This is a genomic window from Microcoleus sp. D3_18_C4 (assembly GCF_036702355.1).
Classification (GTDB): domain Bacteria; phylum Cyanobacteriota; class Cyanobacteriia; order Cyanobacteriales; family Microcoleaceae; genus Microcoleus.
The window spans coordinates 1-23871 of record NZ_JAUBTF010000061.1 but is presented as its reverse complement, the minus strand read 5'-3'; the positions used below and the strand labels follow the sequence as shown (position 1 = coordinate 23871).

The 23871-nt window shown below is 43.8% G+C and carries 18 protein-coding genes; 8 read left to right on the top strand and 10 right to left on the bottom strand.

Annotated features, from left to right (window positions below; translation table 11 throughout):
- Positions 1-28 precede the first annotated feature (28 nt).
- Complete coding sequence (locus QUA90_RS24345; RefSeq protein ID WP_333316086.1) at positions 29-2662, top strand: DEAD/DEAH box helicase; 2634 nt, start codon at positions 29-31, stop codon at positions 2660-2662.
- Between the two features lie 226 nt (positions 2663-2888).
- A complete protein-coding gene (locus QUA90_RS24340) occupies positions 2889-4070 on the top strand; it encodes a hypothetical protein (protein ID WP_333316084.1) in 1182 nt (393 codons plus the stop codon).
- Positions 4071-4593: 523 nt separating this feature from the next.
- On the opposite strand, the gene QUA90_RS24335 is transcribed toward QUA90_RS24340, so the two are convergent.
- Complete coding sequence (locus QUA90_RS24335) at positions 4594-4920, bottom strand: hypothetical protein (protein WP_333058618.1); 327 nt, start codon at positions 4918-4920, stop codon at positions 4594-4596.
- A 176-nt stretch (positions 4921-5096) separates the two neighbouring features.
- Between QUA90_RS24335 and QUA90_RS24330 the strand changes: the two genes are divergently transcribed.
- The 3 genes from QUA90_RS24330 (at position 5097) to QUA90_RS24320 (ending at position 7758) form a co-directional block, all read left to right on the top strand.
- Positions 5097-5399 (top strand): hypothetical protein, encoded by a 303-nt coding sequence (locus QUA90_RS24330; RefSeq protein ID WP_333316082.1) that lies wholly within the window; start codon positions 5097-5099, stop codon positions 5397-5399.
- Positions 5400-6096: 697 nt separating this feature from the next.
- Positions 6097-6807 carry a hypothetical protein gene (locus tag QUA90_RS24325; protein WP_333316080.1) on the top strand — a complete coding sequence of 237 codons (711 nt, stop codon included), beginning with the start codon at positions 6097-6099 and terminating at the stop codon, positions 6805-6807.
- A 273-nt stretch (positions 6808-7080) separates the two neighbouring features.
- Positions 7081-7758 carry a response regulator transcription factor gene (locus QUA90_RS24320; RefSeq protein WP_333316077.1) on the top strand — a complete coding sequence of 226 codons (678 nt, stop codon included), beginning with the start codon at positions 7081-7083 and terminating at the stop codon, positions 7756-7758.
- An 81-nt stretch (positions 7759-7839) separates the two neighbouring features.
- Here QUA90_RS24320 and QUA90_RS24315 read toward each other — a convergent pair whose 3' ends face one another.
- Both QUA90_RS24315 and QUA90_RS24310 read right to left on the bottom strand, forming a co-directional pair.
- On the bottom strand, positions 7840-9003 hold the full coding sequence (locus QUA90_RS24315) for a hybrid sensor histidine kinase/response regulator (protein WP_333448167.1): 1164 nt from the start codon (positions 9001-9003) through the stop codon (positions 7840-7842).
- Entirely contained in the window at positions 9000-10934 is a 1935-nt protein-coding gene (locus QUA90_RS24310) for a type IV secretion system DNA-binding domain-containing protein (protein ID WP_333448166.1), read from the bottom strand. The genes QUA90_RS24315 and QUA90_RS24310 overlap by 4 nt, the downstream gene beginning before the upstream one ends.
- An 83-nt stretch (positions 10935-11017) precedes the next feature.
- On the opposite strand from QUA90_RS24310, the gene QUA90_RS24305 reads away from it, so the two are divergent.
- On the top strand, positions 11018-12082 hold the full coding sequence (locus QUA90_RS24305; protein WP_333448165.1) for a DUF5895 domain-containing protein: 1065 nt from the start codon (positions 11018-11020) through the stop codon (positions 12080-12082).
- Positions 12083-12085: 3 nt separating this feature from the next.
- Here QUA90_RS24305 and QUA90_RS24300 read toward each other — a convergent pair whose 3' ends face one another.
- The 6 genes from QUA90_RS24300 to QUA90_RS24275 form a co-directional block, all read right to left on the bottom strand.
- Positions 12086-12724, bottom strand: coding sequence for a hypothetical protein (locus QUA90_RS24300; protein ID WP_333281257.1), 639 nt, complete (start codon positions 12722-12724; stop codon positions 12086-12088).
- Between the two features lie 533 nt (positions 12725-13257).
- Positions 13258-15345, bottom strand: a complete 2088-nt coding sequence (locus QUA90_RS24295) for a hypothetical protein (RefSeq protein WP_333448164.1) — start codon at positions 15343-15345, stop codon at positions 13258-13260.
- Positions 15346-15672: 327 nt separating this feature from the next.
- Entirely contained in the window at positions 15673-15894 is a 222-nt protein-coding gene (locus QUA90_RS24290; RefSeq protein WP_333316069.1) for a hypothetical protein, read from the bottom strand.
- Between the two features lie 293 nt (positions 15895-16187).
- Complete coding sequence (locus QUA90_RS24285) at positions 16188-16862, bottom strand: hypothetical protein (protein ID WP_333316067.1); 675 nt, start codon at positions 16860-16862, stop codon at positions 16188-16190.
- Positions 16859-17419 (bottom strand): hypothetical protein, encoded by a 561-nt coding sequence (locus QUA90_RS24280; RefSeq protein ID WP_333151679.1) that lies wholly within the window; start codon positions 17417-17419, stop codon positions 16859-16861. Before QUA90_RS24280 ends, QUA90_RS24285 begins: the two co-directional genes overlap by 4 nt.
- A gap of 208 nt (positions 17420-17627) precedes the next feature.
- Entirely contained in the window at positions 17628-18653 is a 1026-nt protein-coding gene (locus QUA90_RS24275; RefSeq protein WP_333316175.1) for an IS701 family transposase, read from the bottom strand.
- A gap of 390 nt (positions 18654-19043) precedes the next feature.
- Between QUA90_RS24275 and QUA90_RS24270 the strand changes: the two genes are divergently transcribed.
- Complete coding sequence (locus QUA90_RS24270; protein WP_333316064.1) at positions 19044-20900, top strand: bifunctional 3'-5' exonuclease/DNA polymerase; 1857 nt, start codon at positions 19044-19046, stop codon at positions 20898-20900.
- 74 nt (positions 20901-20974) lie between these two features.
- Here QUA90_RS24270 and QUA90_RS24265 read toward each other — a convergent pair whose 3' ends face one another.
- On the bottom strand, positions 20975-22648 hold the full coding sequence (locus QUA90_RS24265) for an AAA family ATPase (protein ID WP_333316062.1): 1674 nt from the start codon (positions 22646-22648) through the stop codon (positions 20975-20977).
- Positions 22649-22810: 162 nt separating this feature from the next.
- Between QUA90_RS24265 and QUA90_RS24260 the strand changes: the two genes are divergently transcribed.
- A complete protein-coding gene (locus QUA90_RS24260) occupies positions 22811-23536 on the top strand; it encodes a hypothetical protein (protein WP_333316060.1) in 726 nt (241 codons plus the stop codon).
- Positions 23537-23871: the final 335 nt, after the last annotated feature.

Genomic DNA, 23871 nt, shown 5'->3' with positions numbered 1-23871 from the left:
GAGAAAAGATTCATTCTTAGAGTGACCAATGCCTCCCAATTATATCAACCTTCTTTCCCAACTAATAGCCAGACATGATTTTCACCAAAATAACTTCCCAGAAGCAAGCCACTTGCAGCCAACTGCAACAGCCGATTTGTGTGAGTTTTTAGGCGAAGAGGTTATTTATCAGACAATCGCGACTGCTATAACTCCTAAGCTCTACAAAATTCCTCAAGACTTGCCGCCTTCAATAATTTCTGCTTTGCACCGCCAAGGCATTCAACAGCTTTATTCGCACCAAATTAAAACACTCAAAGCCGTGCGCCAGGGCAAAGATGTCATCCTCAGCACAGCAACAGCTTCTGGCAAATCTTTAAGTGCGTACTTGCCTATTTTAGAGGGCATTCTCCAACATCAATTTACTGCACTCTCTATTTATGGCTTGAAAGCTTTAACAGCCGACCAAAGTCAAAAACTTGCCGATTTGCTCCAACTGATTCCTGAGCCTGCGCGCCCGCGCCTTGCCCTTCTAACTGGAGATACTCCTCCCAAAACCCGAGAACAATTATTAGCTGCAAATCCCAGCATAATCAGCGCCACACCAGAGTTAATTCACTATGCGCTGAAAGGCGTTCACTGGAGTCAGCCTTGGCAGCATTTTTTAAGTCGCCTCCGCTATATTGTCCTAGATGAAGCTCACACTTTTAACGGAGTTTACGGAGCTAACATGGCTAGCTTAATTCGCCGCTTAAAATTGGCAGTAGACGAGCGCGGAGGTTCTTCTCAAAAACTACAATTCCTGATGTTGAGTGCTACCGTTGGCAATCCCGTTAAATTAGCGAAGTTACTATCTGGTAGAAGTCGAAAGCGAACTATCAATAAACCCGAGCGGTTAGTTTGGATTAACTCTAGCGGAGCTGCTGTCCCAGAACGGCAATTAATTGTTACTAAACCGACTCATGATGCTAATTCCGATGTTGCTCGCATCATTATGTTTTTGTTGCAGCAGGGGCAAAGTGGAATTTGCTTCGGTAACGGCAGACAAGCAATTAAGAACTTGTGGGCAACTTTTAAGCAAGAAGCTGTAACTCAAACTAACTCGGGAATTGAGTCGCAAGTAGCAATTTTCTACGGCAGTTTAACAAGCGAGCGCCGCATGGAAATTATTAACTCTTTGCAGTCAGGAACAGTTAAGTGTATCCTCAGCACTAGCGCTCTCGAAGCAGGAATTGATTTGCCTCAACTTGACTTTGCTATTATTAGGGGATGGCCGGGAAGCTTGCAAGCTTTTAGGCAGAGGGCTGGCCGGGCTGGTCGCACAAACTCCGGTTTAATTGTCTTCATTCCTATTGCACAATCACCTTTGGATAACTATTTTGCCGATCGCCCTGAATTGTTGCTGTCCGCCGAATCTGAATTGGTGAGCTTTAATGCCAATTATCCCATAGATATTGCCAAACATTTGATGTGCGCGGCTGTCGAAACAGGCATTCCTGCCCATAAGCTCAAGCACTACTTTGGCAAGAGCGCTCATATAATTGCAACGGCTTTAATTGAGCAAGGTGTTCTTCACAGAAGCCGGGATAAATTATGGGCTAAAGGCTTTCCCCATAAAGATGTAAACTTTCGAGGGGGAACGGGTTCTAGTACGATACAACTGGTGGATGCGGAGACTCAAGAAGAGATTGAACTCCTCAGTGCGGAGATTGCTTATCGAGAGGTATTTCCTGGTGCTATTTACCGCACGCAAAACTCAGACGGCTGTTTGGTGACTTATACTTCGCGCTCGCTCTTGAATGGCAAAGCTATTTTGCAAAACACCCCTGAAACTCGACTGTTTACTGTAGCGATTAGCCACACTGATACCAGCCTCAAGCAGAATTTGAGTTTGCCTCAACAAATCCCGTTGGTCATTCCAGAAGTTGAAGGAAATGTTCAAACCAATTCAACGGATAGTAAGGCAATTCCAGCTCAAGCTATTCTGGAACTGGTTTGGGGAGAAATTAGCCAACTCGTCACTGGTTATCAATTATTAACTCGCAATTACGAGTTAACTTGTCTCAATAGAAAGTGTGTCAATTACAAAGAGCATTTACCAAAATGTACTGCCTGTCCTGTTTGTGGCAAGAGAACTCGCTCTGCTGAGCTAACATCGGTTCTTAATGAGGTAAACTTTGAGCAACCTTACGAAATAAAATTTGCGACTCCTGTACTGCAAATTAGTTTTAATTCCCCGGTTGAATGTTATCTGCAACAGGTAGTAACAGCTACTCGCCAGGAATTGCTTCAGTCTCAACAGCCGATTCCTCCCGGATATCAGCAGTTGTGGGAGTACCCCGCGAATTTGTTGGCTATTCACAGTTTCGGCCATCAAATTTTAGCAGCTTTACCTCTGACTATTTTGGCTTCACCTAATGATGTGAATTTTCTGGTAGAGAAGAGAGGTGCAAATGACTATGCAGGACTCTTTTACGATTTAGCAGAAGGAGGTTCGGGAACCTCGGAAGCTATTTTTCGTTCTCTCCCTCAATTAGCTCATGCGGCTGCTGAGTTAGCCCGCAGTTGTTCTTGCAGTTCTGGCTGTCCTAAATGTTTGATTCAGTCGGGATGCCCTGATGGTAACAAAGCTTTACTCAAGCAGGTGGGGCTGCTGCTGTGCGAAGCATTTTCTACTCCTTAAATATCAAAAAATGGGTGGAATAGACGGCTGAGAAAGGGGAATAGGGAGAGAGAAATAGGGAAAATGGGAGTGGGAATAGAGTGTAGCTTTTTTGTGTGAAAATAGCTACACTCTATTCCCCAAATTTTTTTACTGTTTTTATTAAACAAGACGCTGCTTGCATCAACATAGAATTGTGCGAACCGCTACTGCGGTTTTTAGGGGTGCATTTTTCAGACTTGTACTTATGAAAAACAAGCTTGTCTTACCAGTCATTGACTCCAAGACTAGAGAGTCAACGCTGTTACATTTCAGAAATCAACCCTATAAACAAAAGAAAAAGCAAGCTTTAATTCCCAACCTCAAACGAGATTTAAAGCCGGGCTGGCTTTTAACAATTCTCGCACAAATAGACCGATGTTTATGGGGAAGGTGGGATTATTGGGCTTTGTGTCAAGCTGTCCCCGCTCATGCCTGGATGCGGTGGAAGATGGAGCCAATGCTAGCCATTCTGGAGAACAGAAAACCAGAAATTTTACCCAAATTTGTAATTGAGGAAACTTTGCCAGCAGAACCGATTCCCCAAATCGAATGGCAGCATTCTCCTACCGCAGAAGCCATGTTAGATAACACTCTCAATTGCATTCCTCAACATGGAGAATGGAAAACTTGGTCAGCTTGGGACTATTTGGAGTTTTTCTTGGACTGGGTTTTGTTCGCATTCGGACATCCAGCTTACAAGATTTTACCCAAAGAACCTGCCGGCTGTGAAGGTGCATCAATGCGTCTTTATCAGATGTTTGACCTGTCAATTCTCATGCTGTATCCTGAAGATTACATGGGCCGGCTGCTACCCCAAATTTGCGGAAAGACTGCTCAAAAAAGTTCAGGCTTTTATCCGACACCCTTAGCTTTGTGTCAGTTCATATCTAAGTTAGTCAGTGGTGATAAAACAGAGCGAATTTCCAGCTTCAATGAACCTGCGTGCGGTACGGGTGCTTTAATGTTAACACAGTCGAATTATTGTCTGAGCGGTATCGGTCAAGATATAGACCCTACTCTGTTAAAATGCGCTTTGTTTCAGTTTTATCTGTTTTCACCTTGGCTGGCTGTTCCGATTTGGTGGTTGGGTCAAACTGATTTGCTCCTTGGCAATACTTTAAGTAGCGATAGACCTCAATCAATAAACGCTGCTTACTGGTATAATGAGTGGTTTGAGCCAGTCGAGTCCCAGGCTGAAAATCATACTGATTGTCCTGTCGAACATGAAATAAGTTCAGGAGAAAGCTCAGAAGTTATTGACTTGAATGAGAAGACATCAATTCACTCAAATCCAGTCATTCAAGAAGTTGTTAATGGCAAACGCCGCTCCAGAAAAACGACAACATCTCCTCACCAATTTACGCTGTTTAATTTGGACGATTTTTAGCCCAATACCTACCTATCGAACGATTGTTACGGTGCAGGTGAAGAGGTGAGTTCAAATCACCTTTAACGTTAGTCTCATTGTTAAGAACCAAGCTACCGATATCGTTGGTAAACTATCACGCATGAGTTCGGAATTTGGAAAGCAACAAGCCGAATATAGCGCAGTCAGACACTCAGTTGCGATCGCGACTACACAACCAATTTAGGGTGCATAGACACCAGAACCTCTATCTGTCAAGGCAGATGCGCCCTAAACGCCTGCTAATTTAGAGTAAATGGATGCCAAAAACTCTCATTTGTCAAGGCAGATACACCCTAAACGTTCGCTTGCTTTAGGGTGCATCAACGCCAAAACCATTAATCTATCAAGGCAGATGCACCGTAAACGACTCGCTTGCTTTAGGGTGCAGATTCGATAAAAGCCTTAGTTAGTCAATGCCTATGCACCCTAAACGACTCGCTTGCTTTAGGGTGCATAAACGCCAGAACCACTAATCTATCAATGTCTATGCACCCTAAAAAACTTAAGGCTTGAGCTTGCCCAGATAGAACGAATGATGCTTGCCACCCTTACGAAATCTCAAGTAGGCATAGGGGCCGCATCCTTTGATTGTCTTGGATTCGATGTATCCCGTACTACCGCGCGCACCAGTAGCAGCCATTTTTTCTTCTCGTTTTTCTTCCCAGTCTGAGTCGGCTTCCAACTCCGACAACCTTTTCTCTTCAGCGTCAATTAGCACGTCAATTGCATCGAGAAGGTACTTGAGCTCTTCCAGCTTAAGTTGATAGCAATCCTGCAACACGCTGTGCAGCGTTGCAATTTTCACGGAACAACTGCGCTTTTTGGGCATAACCAGTCAAATTTATGGGGCAAAAGCGATCGCATACTCTGCAAACCTTGAGTCAATGAACCCTAAACTGATAGATCACAAGCGGGCTGAAGTTTCCACTCACACCTCGTGTCTTGTACAATTTTTAGTATTGGCTTACTGCTTGTTAAAACTGTAGCACAGATATAAGGTCGAGCATGGGACGGAAACAGAGATCGCCTTCAGGCATTGTTTTTCGAGCGCGAGTTGCGCGACAGACACCAGAACAACTTGAAAAGCTTGCAGCTTCGATGGGTCACTTGTACGGAGGCAAGGGAAAACCCGGTGCCCTACTAGATATGCTGGCATCTGGAGATTTGGTTCTCGTACCAAAAACCGCAACAGATGTCATCAAATCTGTGGCACAGTTTTTGGAAAAAACCGAGCAGCCGGCCGTCAAATTGGATCGTAAGCGGGGGGACGGTACTCAAACAATTCCTGCCGGGTCACAGCAAATCTAGACCGGTCTGTTCCTGATGTTGGTAAAACAAACGATGCTTGAGTGCCAATTGCTTGAATGTCCTCAGAACTCCGTTCAAAAGACAGCACAAACTGAGTCCTTTGATAGCGCAAGTCAGCAATTGTTACCTCCCCGGGCTTCCCTTTACAGATGGTGAGTGCTTGGGAAACAGCTAATCGTCTCTAATCTCACACAAGATTGGATTAAGTAGTTGGACAGAATTAATTACACAAAATAGAATCTGAAATTCTCTTCCTGTGAGCCTTACAAAATTATATCTGTGTAAATATTTCTGTCCATGTACTTAAAACTGTGCGTTTTTTTCCACCTGCTTGTAAGCGGGTACTACTTATTTAGTTGAAAGACCTTGCTTGAATAAAACTTCAGTTAGTGGCAAAAATGTTTTTTTAAAGTAAAAAAACATAAATTTGAGGTGGCTTTCAACTAGGAAATTGGTAATTTTTTTTCCATGATTCTACAATAAAAGGCGAGGCAGTGTCAGGCGATCGCCTGACAGGAGTATTTTTGCTTAAAGACTATCCAATCGAACGCGAGGTATGAATATTCTCAACAATGCTTCATGCTCTGTGACAGTTGAGGGTGCAGGATGTGGGCTATAAATTTTTAATCCTATTCCGCACTCCCGGACTTTTTCTGTGGCGATCGCCGCTATTGCTCAGTCTTTTATGCTCTGAGCAATGTACCTCCTTACTCTATCAGACCTCAATCAAACTATTCATACTAGCCCACTACAAGAGCCGCCTCTTGTTCCTTCCTATCTTCAAGAACGCTTGCAACTGCTTGTCAAGCAAATTTTAATGGGATTACCTGTCGAGCCAATTCTCAACAGTCACCCCCAGTTCCAGCAGTGGGTTTTCCAGCTCAAAGAACTATCGCCATCACTGTTTTTACCGCAGCGAAAACTGTTTGTTGACATTCCAATTCAAACAAAACTAGACCGAGCAAAAAGGGGAGTGACAGAAGAAAATTCTTCCCCTTCTCCTCCATTTAAAGTGATACAAGTCCGTGCAAATGTGGGTCTAGTCAAAGGAACGCCCAAACTATTTGAGTGGGCGATTCGCCATCCTGTACTGACTTGGCAAGACCGAGTTAAGTTATGGGTAGCTGCCGAATTTTTCGAGATCGAGCCTCACAAGCTGCAACTGATTATTTTGGCACTGCACCCGACTCAACAAGCAGAAAAAGTTCTGTTTGCCTGGGACAGCAAGCAACACCGACAAACTCAAAATTGGCTTTTGACTACCATTGAACGAGAGAGAGAACAAACAGTTATCAAGCTCAATGGTCATCTAACACCTCAACCGAAGGAAGTAGCAACAGCTATTAATTTGGATGAAGTCAATTTGGATGAAATCAATTTGGATGAAGTCAACGAAGTGTCGATCTAATCTGTTCAGACTGTGTATAGCTCTTCTGGATTTGTGGTGGGAACGGTAGTGTGAGCCTCTCGCCCGGGCTTTTCGGGCCGCATCACTAGAATTTTTATGATCACCTAAAACTCGGGAGAACCGACTTTATTACCATCCTCCTATCGAGAGACATCCACCTTCCGAAGAAATTGCCCAAAAATCAATACTTTTCTTCTCTCCATAGGAGGATGACACTCTTTAACATGAGGAAAAACAATAGACTATGGATAAAATGTAGTAGGAATCTTAATCGTGACTGCAACTACCGCCACCCAACCAAAAACAAGCCAACTAAAAACCATCCTGATAGTTGAAGATGACCCGATGATGCAGCTCGGTCTACAGCATATCCTCAATAACCAACCCCATTTAACAGTTGTCGCACAAGCTGTTAACGGCAACGAAGCCGTCAGTGCTGCACTGCAACACCAACCAGACATCGTGCTGATGGACATTGACTTACCCGGAATCGACGGTATTGCAGCCGCGCAGCAAATCAGAGCCGCACTGCCGCATACTCGCATCCTGATGCTCACCCACCACAGCAATCCAACTCAGGTAATGGCGGCTTTGTCAAGCGGCGCTCACGGCTACTGCGTTAAAGGTACTAACGCAGAACAACTTCTAGCAGCGATTACGACTGTGCAAGAAGGTGGCAGTTACCTAGACCCTAAGATTGCCGACTGCGTGCTGCAAAATCTCAAAACGCCACTGCCCGATAGCTATGCGAATGACGACATCAAGCTGACAGAACGGGAAATGCAGGTTTTGCAGCAGCTAGTTGAGGGTAAAAGCAATAAACAAATCGCTGCTCAACTAGGAATGAGCGTCCACACCGCCAAAGGTCATGTAGAGATGATTATAGCTAAATTTGAAGCGAGCGATCGCACCCAGGCTGCCGTTAAAGCACTGCGTTTGGGGCTGGTTTAGCCGTTGGAATGCAGCTTCTAATTGTTCTAAAAAAAGTGGTTTTTGAGGCGTAGCTATCGCGTAGCAAATTATGGCATCTTGTCAATCTTCAAACTTTGGCAATGTCAACCAAAACCTCGCTCCTTTTCCCAATTCGCTATCAACGCCAATCTCTCCGCCGTGAGCCTCAACAATTTGCCTGCAAATGAAAAGTCCCAATCCCAATCCTTGCCTTAAACTAACTCCAACTCCCCTCGTATAAGGCTCGAATAATCTTGCACATTGCTGAAGAGAAATTCCTGCCCCATTGTCTGCAACCGTACAGCGAACCATCTCACCTTCCTTTTTAGCTTCTACCGTCAAAATAAACCCAGACTGATTGTATTTAACAGCATTGTCGATCAGATTGCCAAACACCCGCCAGAGCTGCTGGGCATCAGCATTGACTAAAGGCAAATCGGCTGCAAAAAGCTGCTTAACCTTGACTCGATGCTGGTTGAGAATTGGTAATCTTTCAATAAGAATATTTTGGACTAAAGTGGGCAGCGACAGCGGCTTCATGGCTAAAGAAGCACTTTTCACATCAAACTGTTGTGTTGCTGTTAGTGACTCAATCAACTGGAGTTGGCGCGAACAACTTTGCACCATAACCTCCATAGTCCGCCTATCAATAGCAATGTTACTGCCAGCATCATTGAGGCGACTTCGCAGCAGCAGCGACATTCCCGATAGAGGCGATCGCAAATCGTGCGAAACAGCATGCAACAGCATTCTTAAATTGGCTTCTGCTTGCTGTCTTTCTTGAATTTCCTGGCTGAGCTGAACATTTTGTGCAGCCAATTGCACGTTAGCGCAGCGAAGTTGCTGCTGCAGGCGCTGCATTTTAAGTTGGGCAGATACCCGCGCTAACACTTCAACAGGCTCAAAAGGTTTTATAATGTAGTCAGCACCGCCCGCCTCAAACCCTTTTACTTTGTCAAATACGTCATCTAAAGCGCTGATGAAAATTATAGGGATATCACAAGTAGCTTCAGATGCTTTAAGTTGACGGCAGACTTCATAACCATCCATACCGGGCATTTTTATGTCGAGCAAAATCAAGTCTGGCGCTTGCAACTCTACTGCTTTTAAAGCTCGCTGTCCACTAATCAACTTCCTGACTTTGTAACCGTTTTCAATTAGCAATTGAGAAAGTAGTTGAATGTTAGCGGGAATATCGTCAACAATCAAAATGTCAGCCAAAAATTGTTTAGTTTGCTCCATCATCTATCGCCACCAAAGGACAGAGTTTTGAGTTTTTTCCGAATATTGCCAACTGCTATTTTCCCAGCCGCGCTGTTCGCACCACCAGCATTAACAGGCGACTCAACATCAGCCACAGTCACGGGTTCTTCTGGATCGTTCGGATGTGGCAGCAATTGGTAAGCGAATCGAATCCGCTGATCCAGCTCTTCATCTATATTGAGCAGTTTACCCGTCTGCTGCTCTACTGACAAAGCTTTCGCCCGCCTTTCAAGCTGCGGTCTGATGCTGCTGTCCCACAGTTGTTCAGACTCTTTAGCTCGCTTTATGTCGCCGGGCCGCACCGGAATCTTGAGAGGGTAGGGAAATAAAGCTTCCGTCCCCGTTGCGTAGGCCGGTGAAGTGATGACGCACTTGCCTTGAGGAAACCTCAGAATTTCGTCAGGACTAATCAGCGGTTTCTTTTGCAACTGTTCGCTCCAGTTGACAGAACGGCTCGTTTGCTGCCCCGTCGAGCTGCCGGTCGATCGATTTTTTACCAGCACTTCCACTTCCCCGTACCGCTTAGAATATTTCTCGGCTGTCTCAAAATCGCCGGGGTTGAAGAGGACATGAGTTGACAGAGCACTGGCGATCGCCGCCCCTTTTTTATCCCCATAGAGATTGTAAAGCTGATTGAGTGATTGAATGCCAACAATCGGCACGCCGCCAGCAGAACGATATTCGTTAGCCCACTGATCCATTCTGTCGAACTTGAGAGACGGAAACTCGTCTAAGCAGTACAAAAATGGGTCAGAACGTACCCGACTCAAATTAGACACCACACATAAGTGAATAGCAGCAGCTAACAGCGGCCCCACTACAGTGCGTCTTTGGTCATCTAATTTGAAAATAATGCACTTTTTCCCTTCTAAAGCAATTGGAATGGTGCTGCGACCAATAAATGCCCGCAACAAATCTTTTTGAATGAAACTGGAGTAGGTAGCCTCTGCGGTGGCCTTGATGCCCGCCACTGTTTTTTCAGCATCTTTTGAACTTAATAACTGCGAAAAACTAGAGGCAATCCACCTGTCCATTTTGAGGGGATGACCGTCGGGTCGGTGAACGGCGTGGTCGATGCGCTTGACCAAATCAGGCAGTTGAATAATTGCGTACACAAAAGCTAAATCCGGGTAAGGACTGCTTTTTGCCAACTGCACTAAACCCTTCGCCATCAACTCGCCTGCTTTCTCAAAAAACTCATTGCCTTTACTCTCCCCCGGACTAGCATTTCGAGCAATAACTTGTCCAATTTCTGCTGCCATTACTGCATCTTGTGCATCTCTCATAAAATCCAGAGGATTGATAGTGCCGCTGTAAGCTTCCCCTGGCGCAAACACTTGCACATCGTAGCCGTAGCGCACTGCAAGGGGTGCAAGCACTTTCATCTGGTCTCCTTTTTTGTCGTAAATAATGGCAGGAAAACCTTGCTGGAATGCACTTTCAACCATCCGGTCAATGACGCTGAATGTTTTGCCAGAACCCGGAGCACCAATGACTAAAGTTCCGCGTTCTGCGTGGGGAAACCAAACCGTCGGATTTGCACCTAATAGCGTTTGCAATCTAGCGCTCAATCCCTGACAACCTTTAAACCAATAACTCGGCGTACCGCTCCACAAAGTAACGGGCTGCCGTTTTTTTTCTTTCATTTGCTTGAGGGCAGAGCCTGTGGCTGCCAATTTTTCAGCCGTCCCGCAGAGCCGCCCGGAGGTAATTTTACCTTTCCCGTTTCCAACTAATTTGGAAGCAATAAGTAAGCCTGCCATTAGCCCTAACATTGCCAGTCCCTCTGGCTTCATAAACTGACCCAACAACCCCCCAAAATCTATGCTAGTTAACGAACGTTTAGGAGCTTGAACTGCCATTGGTATCAAGGTAGCTTTGTTAATTTTAGGCAAAAATTGCAAATTGTTCATTTTTTTTAGCTCTTAAAAAAACTAAATGTTTCAGCTAGCGGCTATCGCCTCAAGGGGGAGACCATGACAAAAATAGGTAAACAATGGTAAGAAGCAATAACGCGAAATCTATCAGTAAGACAGTACAGAATTCTAGTGGAAAGTCCAACACGCAAAAGAACAAGAGTGCTGATTATTACGAGATAGATCCGGAGCTATTCAACAGTGAATACAACCAAACTCGCAAGCCCTCTTTGCCCTACGGAATCGTGATTAACGATAACCCAGCAGGTATTTTGCTCCCGAACGACCAGCTTGTCAAAGCGGAATGGCACGTAATGCCTAATGTTGAGGAATTGACAACGGTCGAACTAAGCGAAGAAGTGACAGGCTTACTGCTCCCAAAAGCGAGAATGTTGGTATTAGCTTTTGTGCCTGAGTACATCCGCTACAAAGATATTGAAGAAAATGGAGAATTAGCAGGTAGTTTTATTGGGCTTTACGACGAATATCGCGATGCCCTCGATAAAAAGACGCAGGAAGTGTGTTCCGAACACGCTCTCATCTTTCTAGATCCCAAAAACCAACCCCTGCATCAGGTACCGATTGTCGTCCGCTTCAAGAATGTAGCCCTCTGGAGCTTTAAGAGCGCTAGAGAAGAATTTTACCGCAATTTGGAACGGGCATTTGCTGATTGCTTTGGGAGAGATTACAGCGGTAAGAATGACAAGTGGCGCTCTTTGGGAGTGTTAAATGTCGAGTTTAGAGCTCTCAAAGAAGGGGAAGGCAAAAATAAATCCTTTTGCTGCAAAACTCACAGCATTACTCAGCCAACAGATGCTAATTTCCACAAGCTATTTCTCGGTCAAAAACCACAAAAGAAATTGATTTGGGGACTGCACAATAGCATTGCTGGTTTCATAGACGCTAGCGATGCCGGGTTGCCAGCTATAGCCGCTGGTGCCGAACCTGAAGTCCAGGCGTTGCCAGAAAGTGTAACTAACCGCAAAAATCGAGGTAAATTGTCGCCCCCTCGCAAAATTGCACAAGTTGAAGGAGGAACAGACTCAGAATTAGAGGAGTTAGATGAATTTTCCGAGGCGGCTGAGGTTGAAGTTGAGGTTGATCCAGAAGAAAATTTTGACTTCGATGAACCCGCAGATTACTAAACACTAACCCTCTTTGAAAAGCTGGCTGTCAGCAAGTTGATAGGTAAGGCCGTCGTAGCAAAATTGAAGCTGGCGGCGGCCTTCTTTGGAAAGCTGATTCACTCCTAGACAAGGCAAACCCTCGTGCGAGGAACTGTCAGCCTTAAACAAAGGAGTTTTCGGCGGTTTATGGGGGTCGAGATAAGCTGCAAATACTTCTGTTGGCATTTGACTTGAATCATTAGGAATTAAGTAGCCAACATAAAGGCAGCCTTTTGTACCGCACAGAGCGGAATTATTGAGATCATAAAGGTTCAGCCGTCCTACCGAGCCATTAACTTGCCACACTCGCATTCTCTTAATCGCTTCTGCCGCTGCACTTTGCCCAGCCGCTACTTTGAGTTCTGGAAGGCTGCTGTGTTCCTTTACAATTAGGGTTAAAGTTTCTTTTGGAGTGACTCGCAAAGCTTGTTGCCAAGAAGCTGGTGCGGTTGTTGCTGAACTAGAATTCGTGCAAGCAACTGTCCCCAATAATAGCGACAGGGAGGTAAAAACTGTCAAACCAATGCGAAACCAGTAACCAAGTTTATTTAACCAAACCGGGGGTTTGACAATCTTTTGGGTGCCTGCTGTTTGTTGCTTAACTCTATTTTGTTTAACCATTTGTTAGTCCCACCCTACAAAATAAAAGAAAAAAAAGGACAATAAAGCAGAAAAAAAAGACAATAAGAGAGAGAGTCTTTTGTTGAAGTAAGCTGTTGTATCTCTAAATCTTACCGTCAATTTTTATGACTTGCTTCGGGGAATACAAAACGACTCTACAATTTATATCGTGCACAGCTTAGGGACAAGTCATATCTAATCCGTTGACATCGGAATTATTATCTCTCTCTTCTCTTTCTCTGTGTCCTCTGTGCCCTCTGTGGTTTAATCATTCGGGAGCATCTCAATGAAAGCAGCCCAGCCCAAAATTGGAGTTAGGAGCCAGGAGCCAGGAGTCAGGAGGAAAGAGTCCGAAAGAAGAAGGAAGAAGAAGTGTTTTTACCAATATGAGATGCTCCCAATCATTCCGATACAACCGGAATTGATATTAGTGCTATAAAATCACTGCTTTCAGCAATTAAAAACGTCCTGATTGCGGAGAAGGTTGTTAGAGTTGTTAATACCTTGCTTTTCCACCTCCTCTTTCCCCTGGTTCAATGGGAGAGCGCAGCCGTGCCAAGAGTAACTGCTATCCCCAAACCGATTAGTATCAAAAAAGTTTGCTGCTTTCGCTTATGAAAAAGTCGAATTAAAAACCACAATCCCACCAAAAAAGAGCTGAGGAAGGGCGCAACCTTAATACTCCAACTAGCATTTAAAGTAATGCCGGAGCCGACCGAGTTGCTGATGCCATTGCTGTCACCAGAATTAGCTTGGCAATTGTCGCTGGTATTGTGGTTATAAAGCTCTCGAACTTTTTCCCCGTACTGTTTGAGAGAGTAGCCACCTAAAATGTTGGAATAGCTGGCATCAATTTTACTGCCCGAACCCCCAAAGTGTTTCTGTGCTACTCGCTCAATTAAGCGATCGCCCTTGAACACCTGCCCAGTTTTAGGGTCAATTTCCTGTTGGCTGCTGACTAAGTTCTCAGCTAGAGAATTTTGCAAGACTTTATCCTGAACAGCAGGAGGAAAATATTGGAAGAGTTCCTCTCTTGTAGGTTTTTGGCCTTTGTTGACGTTCAGGATAAAGTTAGCCCCCCCTGGAATTGAGCTGACAGCACGCTGCACGTCTTCCCGGTAACTCATCAACTGATAGCGACCGATCGCCCGCCCGCAGTCGCGAGATCCTTCGGTACAAACCATCTCGCCAATAGCTTCGTAATCGCCACTGGCTGCATTTTCCAAATTGGCGATTCCTTCGGAAAGCTTTGCTAACGCCTCCCCTAATGAAGCTACATCCACACCGTTAACGTAAGTTGCGGGGCGCGCGCACTCTCGCTTGGATTCAGGTAGAGGCTGAGTTGGTAAAGGGTTTTCTTTAGTTTGATTTGAACTCAGCGGCTTTGAAGGTTTTGTTTCAGATGCGACGCCTTTTGAACGCGAAATACTGTTAGAAGAACCGCCCTCTAATCGACCGACAAACATAGGCGAATTAACGCTGTAACTGAGAAACGGAACCGGACCAATAATGTAAGGCGATTTGCCGCAGGGCAAACTAAACCTGAAGTACAGAGCCGTGTCAACAGTATCGCTGGTTTCTGACGGTTCCATTACCACTACTTTAAACACTTCCCCAAAAAGATGCCGGCCCGTCGGTTCCCAACCGGTCAAACAGCCAGAACCACCTCGCACTTCCTGATATTTGCCGCTAATCCACTGCTTGCCTTCTAGCGGCCCTGTGGCGCGGCGACCGACGTTTTCCATGTCGTCGAGTTCGATATAAGCGCAATCTTTCTCGCAGGCTACCGCAAATCCTTCTACATCAGAACCAGAAATTGTGTTATTGCGCTTGCTCTCGTACCGACTGTAAATCATGTCAATTCGCATGATTGTGCTGCCAATAGACGCAATAGGAACCGGAAAAGTAGAAAGCGGGACTTGACTCAGCAGCGGAATATTGCTGATGAGTTCCTCTGACCAGCCAGAGAACTGTTCTAAATTTACGCTATTAAGATTGGGGATTTGGGCGATCGCAAACTCAGATAGGTCAATTTGGTTAAGTTTTGCCTGCGCTAGTTGCGGTACTTGTTTTACAGCTTGACCAATTGGTAATTGGTTGATGTTAGGGTTCACTGCGGCTATTTGAGAAGATAAAGAAGCAATTGGAGGAACATCGCTCAATTGAAATTGGCCTAGATTCGGAACAATTTCAGCCAAGTGACCGACAGTTTGCTTACCAGCTAAGGGAAATGCTGACAAGCTGATATTTTCTAAATTGATATCCCCTAGTGCCAATTGTTCAATTGCTTGCAAAGACAGAATTTCAGGTTTTACATCGTTGATGTCCCCCAGCTTCAAGATGTTGTCAACAGAAGTGCCGGCTTGCCAGCTTCGATCGCCAGAACTTCCAGAACTAGCAACTGCGGGCAGGGAACTAAAGGTAATCTGGCTCCAATCTGGCTGCAAAACTCTAGATTGCTCTTTTTCCCAAATTTTAGTAGGTAAGGAACTGGCGCTAGCAAGTGATGGAAAGCTTAAGAAAGTAATGCAGATGAAAGCAAAAATTAGGCAGAGTGTACTGGCAGCTATTAAAGCCGAGCCTACCTGGCTTAATTTTTTTAACTGCTTTGGACTGTTCATGGGAATCCTATGGATGTTAACTCAAATCCGGTAAAAAAAGCTGCTCTATTCTTTCTAATTTGGAAAAACTTTAAACGGTTTTTAAAACATTACGAAAAATAGAGCAGTATTGCAGAAATTAGCCATCAGCTAAATCTCCCTCTCCCCCTCTCTCCCTCTCTCCCTCTCTTTCTCTTTCCCTCTTTTCCTCTCCCTTTTAGGAATTACCCAAAAACCCGCTCTTTCTATGTAATTCCGTCATTCTAGGTTGAACATGAGAACGAGAAACTGGGTTTTTTAGGTTGATAGTGCGTCCTGGACTGCATTTCTCCATCTTCGCTTTTTTCTTTAATCAAGCTCCAGCTCAAGCTGTGGATTCGGGCGGACTGCTGAATCTGTCCAAGGAGTATCTGCTAGGTTGGACAAGTCATACACATTTTCTTGGTAAGCGTTGTCAAAATTACCTTGACGAACTTCTTTAGATGACGAGTAACCAACAGTCAAATCGGGTTCCGATTCGTAACCGGAGTTGTTATAGCCAGAATTAGGTTCAATCGATGAATTATGCATGGTTTTTATGAGTTCATGTGGTGAACAATTCCAATTTAAATCGCATCGAGTTCCTGCAACTTCATTCCTATGAGCGATTTTGTTCAGTAAAAATTACCCCCTCCACATGGAGGGGGCAGCTCTATCAAAGTTACCTAACGGCTCTCAGCACTGGGCAATGCTATGAAACCTGTAAAAATGTCTTTTAAGAGAGAGTAGGAACTAAAAGCTAAAGAATACCCATGCTTAAGAGAGGGGATATGACGCAGCTTGGGGTACGTTTAAAGCTACCAAATTCCTTCCCCATTTTTTATTTAAAATTTGTTCATTAAGTCCAAGCAAATCACTTGGTTTGGTGCGAGAACACCTCCGACTTTTATTACTTGCAGCTCTCCGGTTTCGTGGGAATATTGTGCTTTAACTTGGGCAATTGCTGCATCTAAACTAGATGCCTGAGCAATATACACCTTCTCAAGAGCACTTAGTACCCAAATAGGTTTGGGCCACTTATGTCGAGGTTGGAGAAGTGAATAGTAAATCACTTGACCAGTGTACTGAACAATTTGCTCGATCGCAGTTTCCGAACAAAACTCCCCCAATTCTGACTCAATACATTGTTTGAGTTCTTTCGCAGGAATTTGCTCAAAAACTGATTCTAAGAGCATTAATGCTGGTCTTGTCTGCTCTAATTGAGTGTGTTCCTGCACGACTAATGACTCTACGAAATGACTCACCTGGTTGATGATTGAGTCAAAATCTAGCTCCATCAATAAATGACCTAAATACTCCCTTAACAAATTTCTTAGCTTTTCATCAGAGATATTGATACCGCAGGTTTTTAGATAAAGTGAAGGTTTATTACCCAAATTCCGACCGCAGCCAACTTCTCCATTAGCTGCATCTTCTGCTTCTATCAGTTCCATCAAGCGCGGATAACTGGTTGTATCATCTATTGTGGATTGGGGCTGGGAGGGGATTGAGTTACTCATTTGTCTTTCCTTAATGTTTCAAAGTAATTAAGATTGTCGGGTTCTTCAGGATCTGGACCGCAGTCTAGCAGCCCCACTTTCAACTTTCTATAAAATACTAGCGCACCAGGCAGTGCGTGGAAGCCTATCCTTCCTTGGTATTCTAGTTCCTCACTACGAGCAATCGCAAAATCTATTAGAGTTCCACCTACTCCTTTATAAGTGGGAGGATTGCTAATAGCTGGTCGATTCCAGGGAGCCGTTGCTAAGGCTTTGACGTACACCAATCTTCGTCTCAATTGAGACTCAATATAGCAGCGTTTTTTTAAAATATCGATAGTCATTAAACCCTGAGTTATGCCATCACACTCAATGGCATATAGTTCATCTCCTGGTAAAAACTGAGTTCTATAGCTTTTACTAACCCAATTCCAGTATTCATCTTCTTCTCCACTCCCTCGAAGCGTTGGTTGCCACAGGGTTGTCGCATCTTCTAAATGCTTCTCAGTAACGGATGTCAGGATAGCATTAACTACCTGTCGATCTCGAACTCGAAGAAGCTGGATAGGGCGATTCAATTGCCAAACCTAATTATTGTGACAACTACATTATATGTCATAATTTTAAAATTTCAATTCAAGCAATATTTTCCAACTCACCTCCCTCTAAAAATCTTTTTCAAAAGCTAATCGTACAGACGCTAACGCAGCCGTTTGTAAAAAGATTCCAGATGGCAAACCAGGCTGCTAGGACTTACGCATTGACAAAAAACATCATCTATGTATTCTAGACAATGCCATCACTGAATCGGTTTGCCAAAATATGCTCACGTATAACTGAAGTGAATAGATTTCTTTGGACTTCATACCAGTTACTAATTATTTTTTCAGACCGCATAAACTCCAATTTTACAAATGCTTGAAGTGAACAAAATATATGAGTCTTGATTGCCGAGGTGTCTCTCACCATGAAACGACAAATTCCACATACTTGTTTGATGGCTCTATGAAAGGTTTCAATTTCCCAATGAGTATCATGAATTGTGAGAAATTCATCTCTTGTTATCTCCTGAATCTTTGACTCGTCTGGCAAATACAAAATGTAGTGTCTAGAGGCCTCTTCTTTAAAGCTTTTCCTAAACACTTTTACAAATCCAAATTCTTTCAAATGAGTTCTTAATCCTGATTCAGGAATGACCAGAGTGCTTACCTGGCAATAATTATGTGGCTCATTTGAGACAGTCCTATTTTTTTCAATTCCGAATAGAAAACCCAATTTCTGGTTTTTTAGAAATTTTAAGTTTTCCACTCCTGAATACCAACTATCTCCTGTTACTATTCTTGGCTTGACTCCCCAGCTTATTATTTCGCTCACCATTTCTCTAAAGTAATCGTTTTTGGTTTTTCCCTCCTTTTTGTCATATATTCTGTAATTTATTGGCGCTGATTTACCATTAATATCGCTGTAATATAGGGTGATTAAATTTAAACCAATAATAGTTTTATGAGCTTTGCCTGACCAAAAATAACTAATCAAGTCGGCATTTTTAGGGTAACAGTAAATCTTTTCTATGACTGTATCGTCTACACTTAGTATCCCTCCTGTCAAGTTGATTATTTTCTCTATCTGACTGAATAAGTCTTTCGGCTCATACCTTTCTCTTAACAAAAACCGATTGATAGAATCGTGAGAAACATCTCCCAATATCTCTGATAATCTGCTACATCCTCCCAGTTTGGGTTCTGACAACAAAAATAAGGTGTAAAGGTCGGCGTTGCATTGTGCCGTAGAGGGTTTAGTTATTTTTCTCATTGTTCCATACTTAGAAAGGAGACGACAATTATTTATCAATGCACTGTTTGGTTGTTTTGTCAATGCGTAAGTCCTAGCTGCGACCTTTTAGGCCGCACTTGGGATAGTCAAAACAACTGTTGCCAGCTCTAAAGTTGGCCACTATTTTCAATCAAAACCAGGGTTGGCTGGTTTTTTTAGACCAACCGCCATCCTTTATGTCTCTTACCTTATTCCTAAAGTTCAGGACTTAAATTGATTTACAAAAAACAGACTTATAACTCGTATACTTCCCAAATAAAACCCATCATCCTCAAGCTACCTAATGTCGAAAACTCCTTAAAAATAGTTAAATTTTGTGCATTATTGACACAACGATATTCTTTCACTTTTTTATAAACGGAACTAATTATGAAACCTAATCCACTAAAAGAGCAGAAACAATCAACCGCTATCCCAACTGTTTTGAGTCCAGACAAACTTAAAATAGCTCATTTGCAAGTTACACTTAAAACTCCTTATCAACTGATCGATACTGCTTTCAATCTTGAAACAGCTCTTCAACCATTCCAACAAGCAAAAATTATCGGTATAGACTGCGAAACGACAGGGCTTGACCCCTACAAAGCCAAAATTAGATTGTTACAACTTGCCATTCCTGACCATCCAGTAATCATTGTAGATTTATGGGCCATTGAACCGAGTTCCCTCGAACCATTACGCTTGCTCTTAGCGAGTCCTGCACTGAAGGTAGGTCACAACCTCAAATTTGAATGGCAAATGCTCGCTTTTGCCGGACTGGAACCATCCAAACCCTTTTTCGATACCTATTTGGCTTACCGAGTGCTGACGGCTGGACTAAAACGCCATTTGTCCCTAGATGCTGTCACTGAGAATTTGTTGAAAGTAAAGCTAGACAAAACGCAGCAAGTTAGCGATTGGTCGGCAAACTTAACACTCGCTCAACTCCAATATGCTGCTACCGATGCTGCAATCTTATTCCCGCTGGCTGCTGCTCTGCAACAAAAACTGAAAGCTTCTAAGCTTTGGAAAACTGCTTTACTAGAGTTTGCTTGTCTGCCTGCGGTGGCTTCTATGGAACTCAACGGAATGCTTTTAGATAGAGAACAGTGGAAAGTTTTGGGAGTGAAGCTCTGTCATGAACGCGACTCTCTTTTAAAACAAATTAATTCACAACTCCATCGACCTAACCCTAATCAACAAATCTCTCTGCTGCCCGAATTTACGGATACAATTAATCCTCGCTCTCCCAAGCAAGTCTTAGCGGCTTTGCAAGAGAAAGGTATTCCTGTTACTTCCACTAGCTCTCAACATTTAATTCCTTTGCAAGGCGAGTATCCCGTTATTCAAGCACTGTTAGAATATCGCAGTTTATCGGCTCGTATCGATACTTTTACTCTGGGTTTACCTGAACGCATTCACCCGATTACAGGGCGCATTCATCCCAATTGGTTTCAGATTGGTGCTAGATCAGGACGGTTTAGTTGTCGAGAGCCAAATTTAACGAATATCCCCAGAGATAAGGAAACCCGACAGTGTTTTAAAGCTGCACCCGGTTACGTCCTGCTCAAAGCCGATTACAGCCAGATTGAACTGCGGATCATGGCGAAGGTTTCGGGCGATCGCACGATGGTGAAAGCTTACTCCAAAGGGGAAGATTTGCACTCTCTCACAGCTTCCTTGGTGCTAGCAAAACCTTTATCTAAAATTACTGTCGAAGACAGACAGCTCGGCAAAATTATTAACTTCGGTTTAATTTATGGCATGGGAGTTACGAAATTTAAGACTATGGCTCAAGCAGAGCATGGAGTCACTTTAACGCTGCAACAAGCTTCACACTTTCGTAAGAAGTTCTTTGAATCCTATACAGGTATCAAACAATTTCACGGCAAAGTTCGGAGCGCCTGGAGCCGAGATATTCGAGAGAGTCGGACAGTCTTAGGCAGAAGGAGATTATGGTCAAAAGATACTAAACCACTGCTTAACGAAATGCTAAATAACCCAATTCAAGGGATGAGCGCTGACATTACTAAACTCGCTCTTGCTCTCATTTTTTCACCTCTAAGCTGCACGGATGCTAAACTGATTTGTGTGGTTCACGATGAAATTTTAATAGAGTGTCCTCTTGAAGAAGTGAGGCCAGTTAAAGCCTTGCTTAAAAAAGGTATGGTGAGAGCCGGGAATAAATTTCTCTCTCCGATTCCTTGCGAGGTAGAAATTAAAGTGATGGAAAGTTGGGGAGGGTAAGAGATTAACGGGGAAAGATTGGGGAGTGGGAGTAGGGAAAAAACGAACCGATGCTATTGCGATTTATCATGCACTCAAGTTTTATCGTAAGCAGATGGCCGATACTCGAATAACTCTTGCTCTCCCGCCGCAAATTTAGACCCATCCCTCCCAGAAGCAGGCCGAGCAAAGGACGCTTTGTTGCGAATCCCCTGGATATCTTCAGAAGAACGCTCAGACGACAGCACAAACTGAGTTCTCTGATAACGCAAATCGGCCAATTCAATTTTACCCGGTCGCCCTTCACAATAGGCTCGTTCAGCACAGCGCTTTACTGCGATCGCAATTTCAGCACTCGTTGCTCCGGCATAATCAGATAGTAATGAATACCACTGCCTGTCGCTCCAAAGATTCTCTTTTCCTTCCCCAAACTGCTCTGGGAAATACTTAGCTAAGTGCAAATTGAAAATCTCATAGCGAGCGCCGCTGTGTGGCAAATCCACAAACCAGATTCCGCCGTCGTCAAATCTGCGGATAAGTTCAGCCGGCAGCATTTCTAAGCGGTTAACAGTAGCTAACATTAACACGGGGCTCTCATGTTCCTGCATCCAGGTGAGCAATTTCTGCGACAGCCGCCTAGCTACACCGCCATCAGCATTTGATTCCCAGCCAGAAAAACCCTTGTCAAAATCGTCAAAGAACAACACGCAGCCGCCCAAATTATCTGCTGTATCCAGCATTTTGTTGAGAGCGCGATCTGGATTAGAGGAACCTATAATATTGCCCCAACTTGCTGCTAAAAGCGCATAACCTAGCTTCTTAGCAGCTAGCTTTGCACTCAAACTTTTGCCCGTCCCCGGCGGCCCCCACAGCAGCATTCCTTTGGGAGGTCTGAGGTGATATTTCTTGGCATCAGCTTCTGACAGCTTTACGACTTCGCTCAAATAAGCGTCTAATAAATCTAAACCGCCAGCATGAGGCACGTCTGGAGAAGCAATGAACTCCAACCCCTGGTCTCGAAGTTGCGATATTTTATGCTCCAATACCAACTGTGCGATTTGGACAACTGAAGCGGTCACAGAGAGCGATCGATCTAACACTAATTCAATTTCAGCAGTTGGCAGCCCTAGACTAGAAACAGCCAGCCGTTTTTTAGCAGCTACCGCATCTGAACCAAAATCAAGGGAACAATTGCGATCGCAAAAATTATCTACAAGAACTTCGACTTCAAAACGATCTGGTAACGGGCATTTGAGTAGAGGAATTAATGGCCTTAGCTTTGATGGCAGTTGGATGTACTCGCCCAGCAGTACCCAATATTGCTCGGCTGAACGCCCTTTCAGCTCAAAGAATGCGTTAGCCAATTGAGAATAACGGCGGATAAGAGGCTGGTCGGTACTGGCTGATTCCAAAATATCCTCTAACAAAAAGATACCGGGACAGTCATTTTCCAGCAGAAATTGCAGCACATCACTCTCGACAGATAGCTCAGTTTTACATAAGACGCATTCACTATTATACATCTGGGAAATATCTGAAACGCTTGTCATATCTGAATGACAACCTAAATTCGGGAGATGTTTATCCAAACACCGCACCTGTTGAAGAGTTGCATAGCCAGGATTCCAATAATAAACAGGTAAACCACACTCACTGGCGTACTGATGAAATGATGACAATATTTTTTGGCGATCTGCACTGTAATATTCGAGGGCAAATATTGGAGTTTGAGTCGCTCTTAAATTAGACGAGATCGTGAAATATTTCATGAATTTATACATCTAAATAGAGGATGTTTAACATAAAACTTTAACTAACATAATTAAAAATTAGCGTCCTGCTAATGAGCGAAGTTTTCCCCCTCAATTGGAGGGGGTAATTGTGCCTAACGGCACTAATAAATTGATGTTATGCAAGTTAAATTGTCAATCATGGTCACAAGTAAAAAGCAAACCGCCGCCACTCCCATTCGCTCTCATTCACCAGTGCCTGCTAAATCTAAGCCACCTGAAAAACAGAACAGTCAAACAGTTAGCAGTAACAATGGAGCCAAATCAAAACCTCAACCTAACCTCAGCCCGGAGCAACTTGCTGGCGAGCTAGTCAAACAGATTCGCAATACAATTCATAAGAAGTACGGTGTGACAATTCAGCGTCGCGATAGCCGTATTTCGACAAAGGTTGGCCACGCAATTCGCGAAAAACTGGGATTGGATATTCAAGCTCAGTTGAACAAGCGCAACGGCAATGGCAATGGTAAAAAGTTCGACTGGCAAGAGTGGAACAATACTGTGTTTCCCAAGCTAGTTGGCCGACCCGAGGAACTCAAGTATGATGTCGAAGTTGTTGCCTTAGCGATGAGCCAAATTTACGATACAATTGCTGACAACCCGCAAGCTGCCATTGCCGATTTAATGGAGTTCAATGCTCAAAGCTTAAAGCGTCGCAACGAGTTAGCTAAATCCTCAGAAGAAGATACTGAAGAACTCGATGATGATGACGAGCTCGATGATGAAGATGATGAAATTGATGACATACTCGATGAAATTGATGACGAAGACGAAGACGAGGAAGGCGATGAGGATGAGGATGATGACGATGAGGAGGATGATTTTAGTTTAGACGAAGAGGAAGAATTTGAGGAAGACGACGAATAATTGCTAAAGTTTGATTAGAAAGCTCTGCTGAAAAAGCAGAGCATTTTTTTGCCTCTATCGAGGCCTTTTCCACGAATCGCGATGCTGGGTAATGATTGTCGCCACCGTCCGAATCAGGACGCTCTGGGAAGCAGACCCAACAAATTCACAATCAAGGAAATTTTGACCTTGATTGTGAATTTAATTTTACCCACTCACCCACCACTATTTTTTTTGAATTAATTGTAATTAGCAGACTGCCGTCGCTTTAGTTGTGAAAAAAAACACGCTTGAGGGTTAATCATGGCTAATCGCAAATCCGCTCCAACTCCGATGCAAAAGCAATTTGCAGAAAC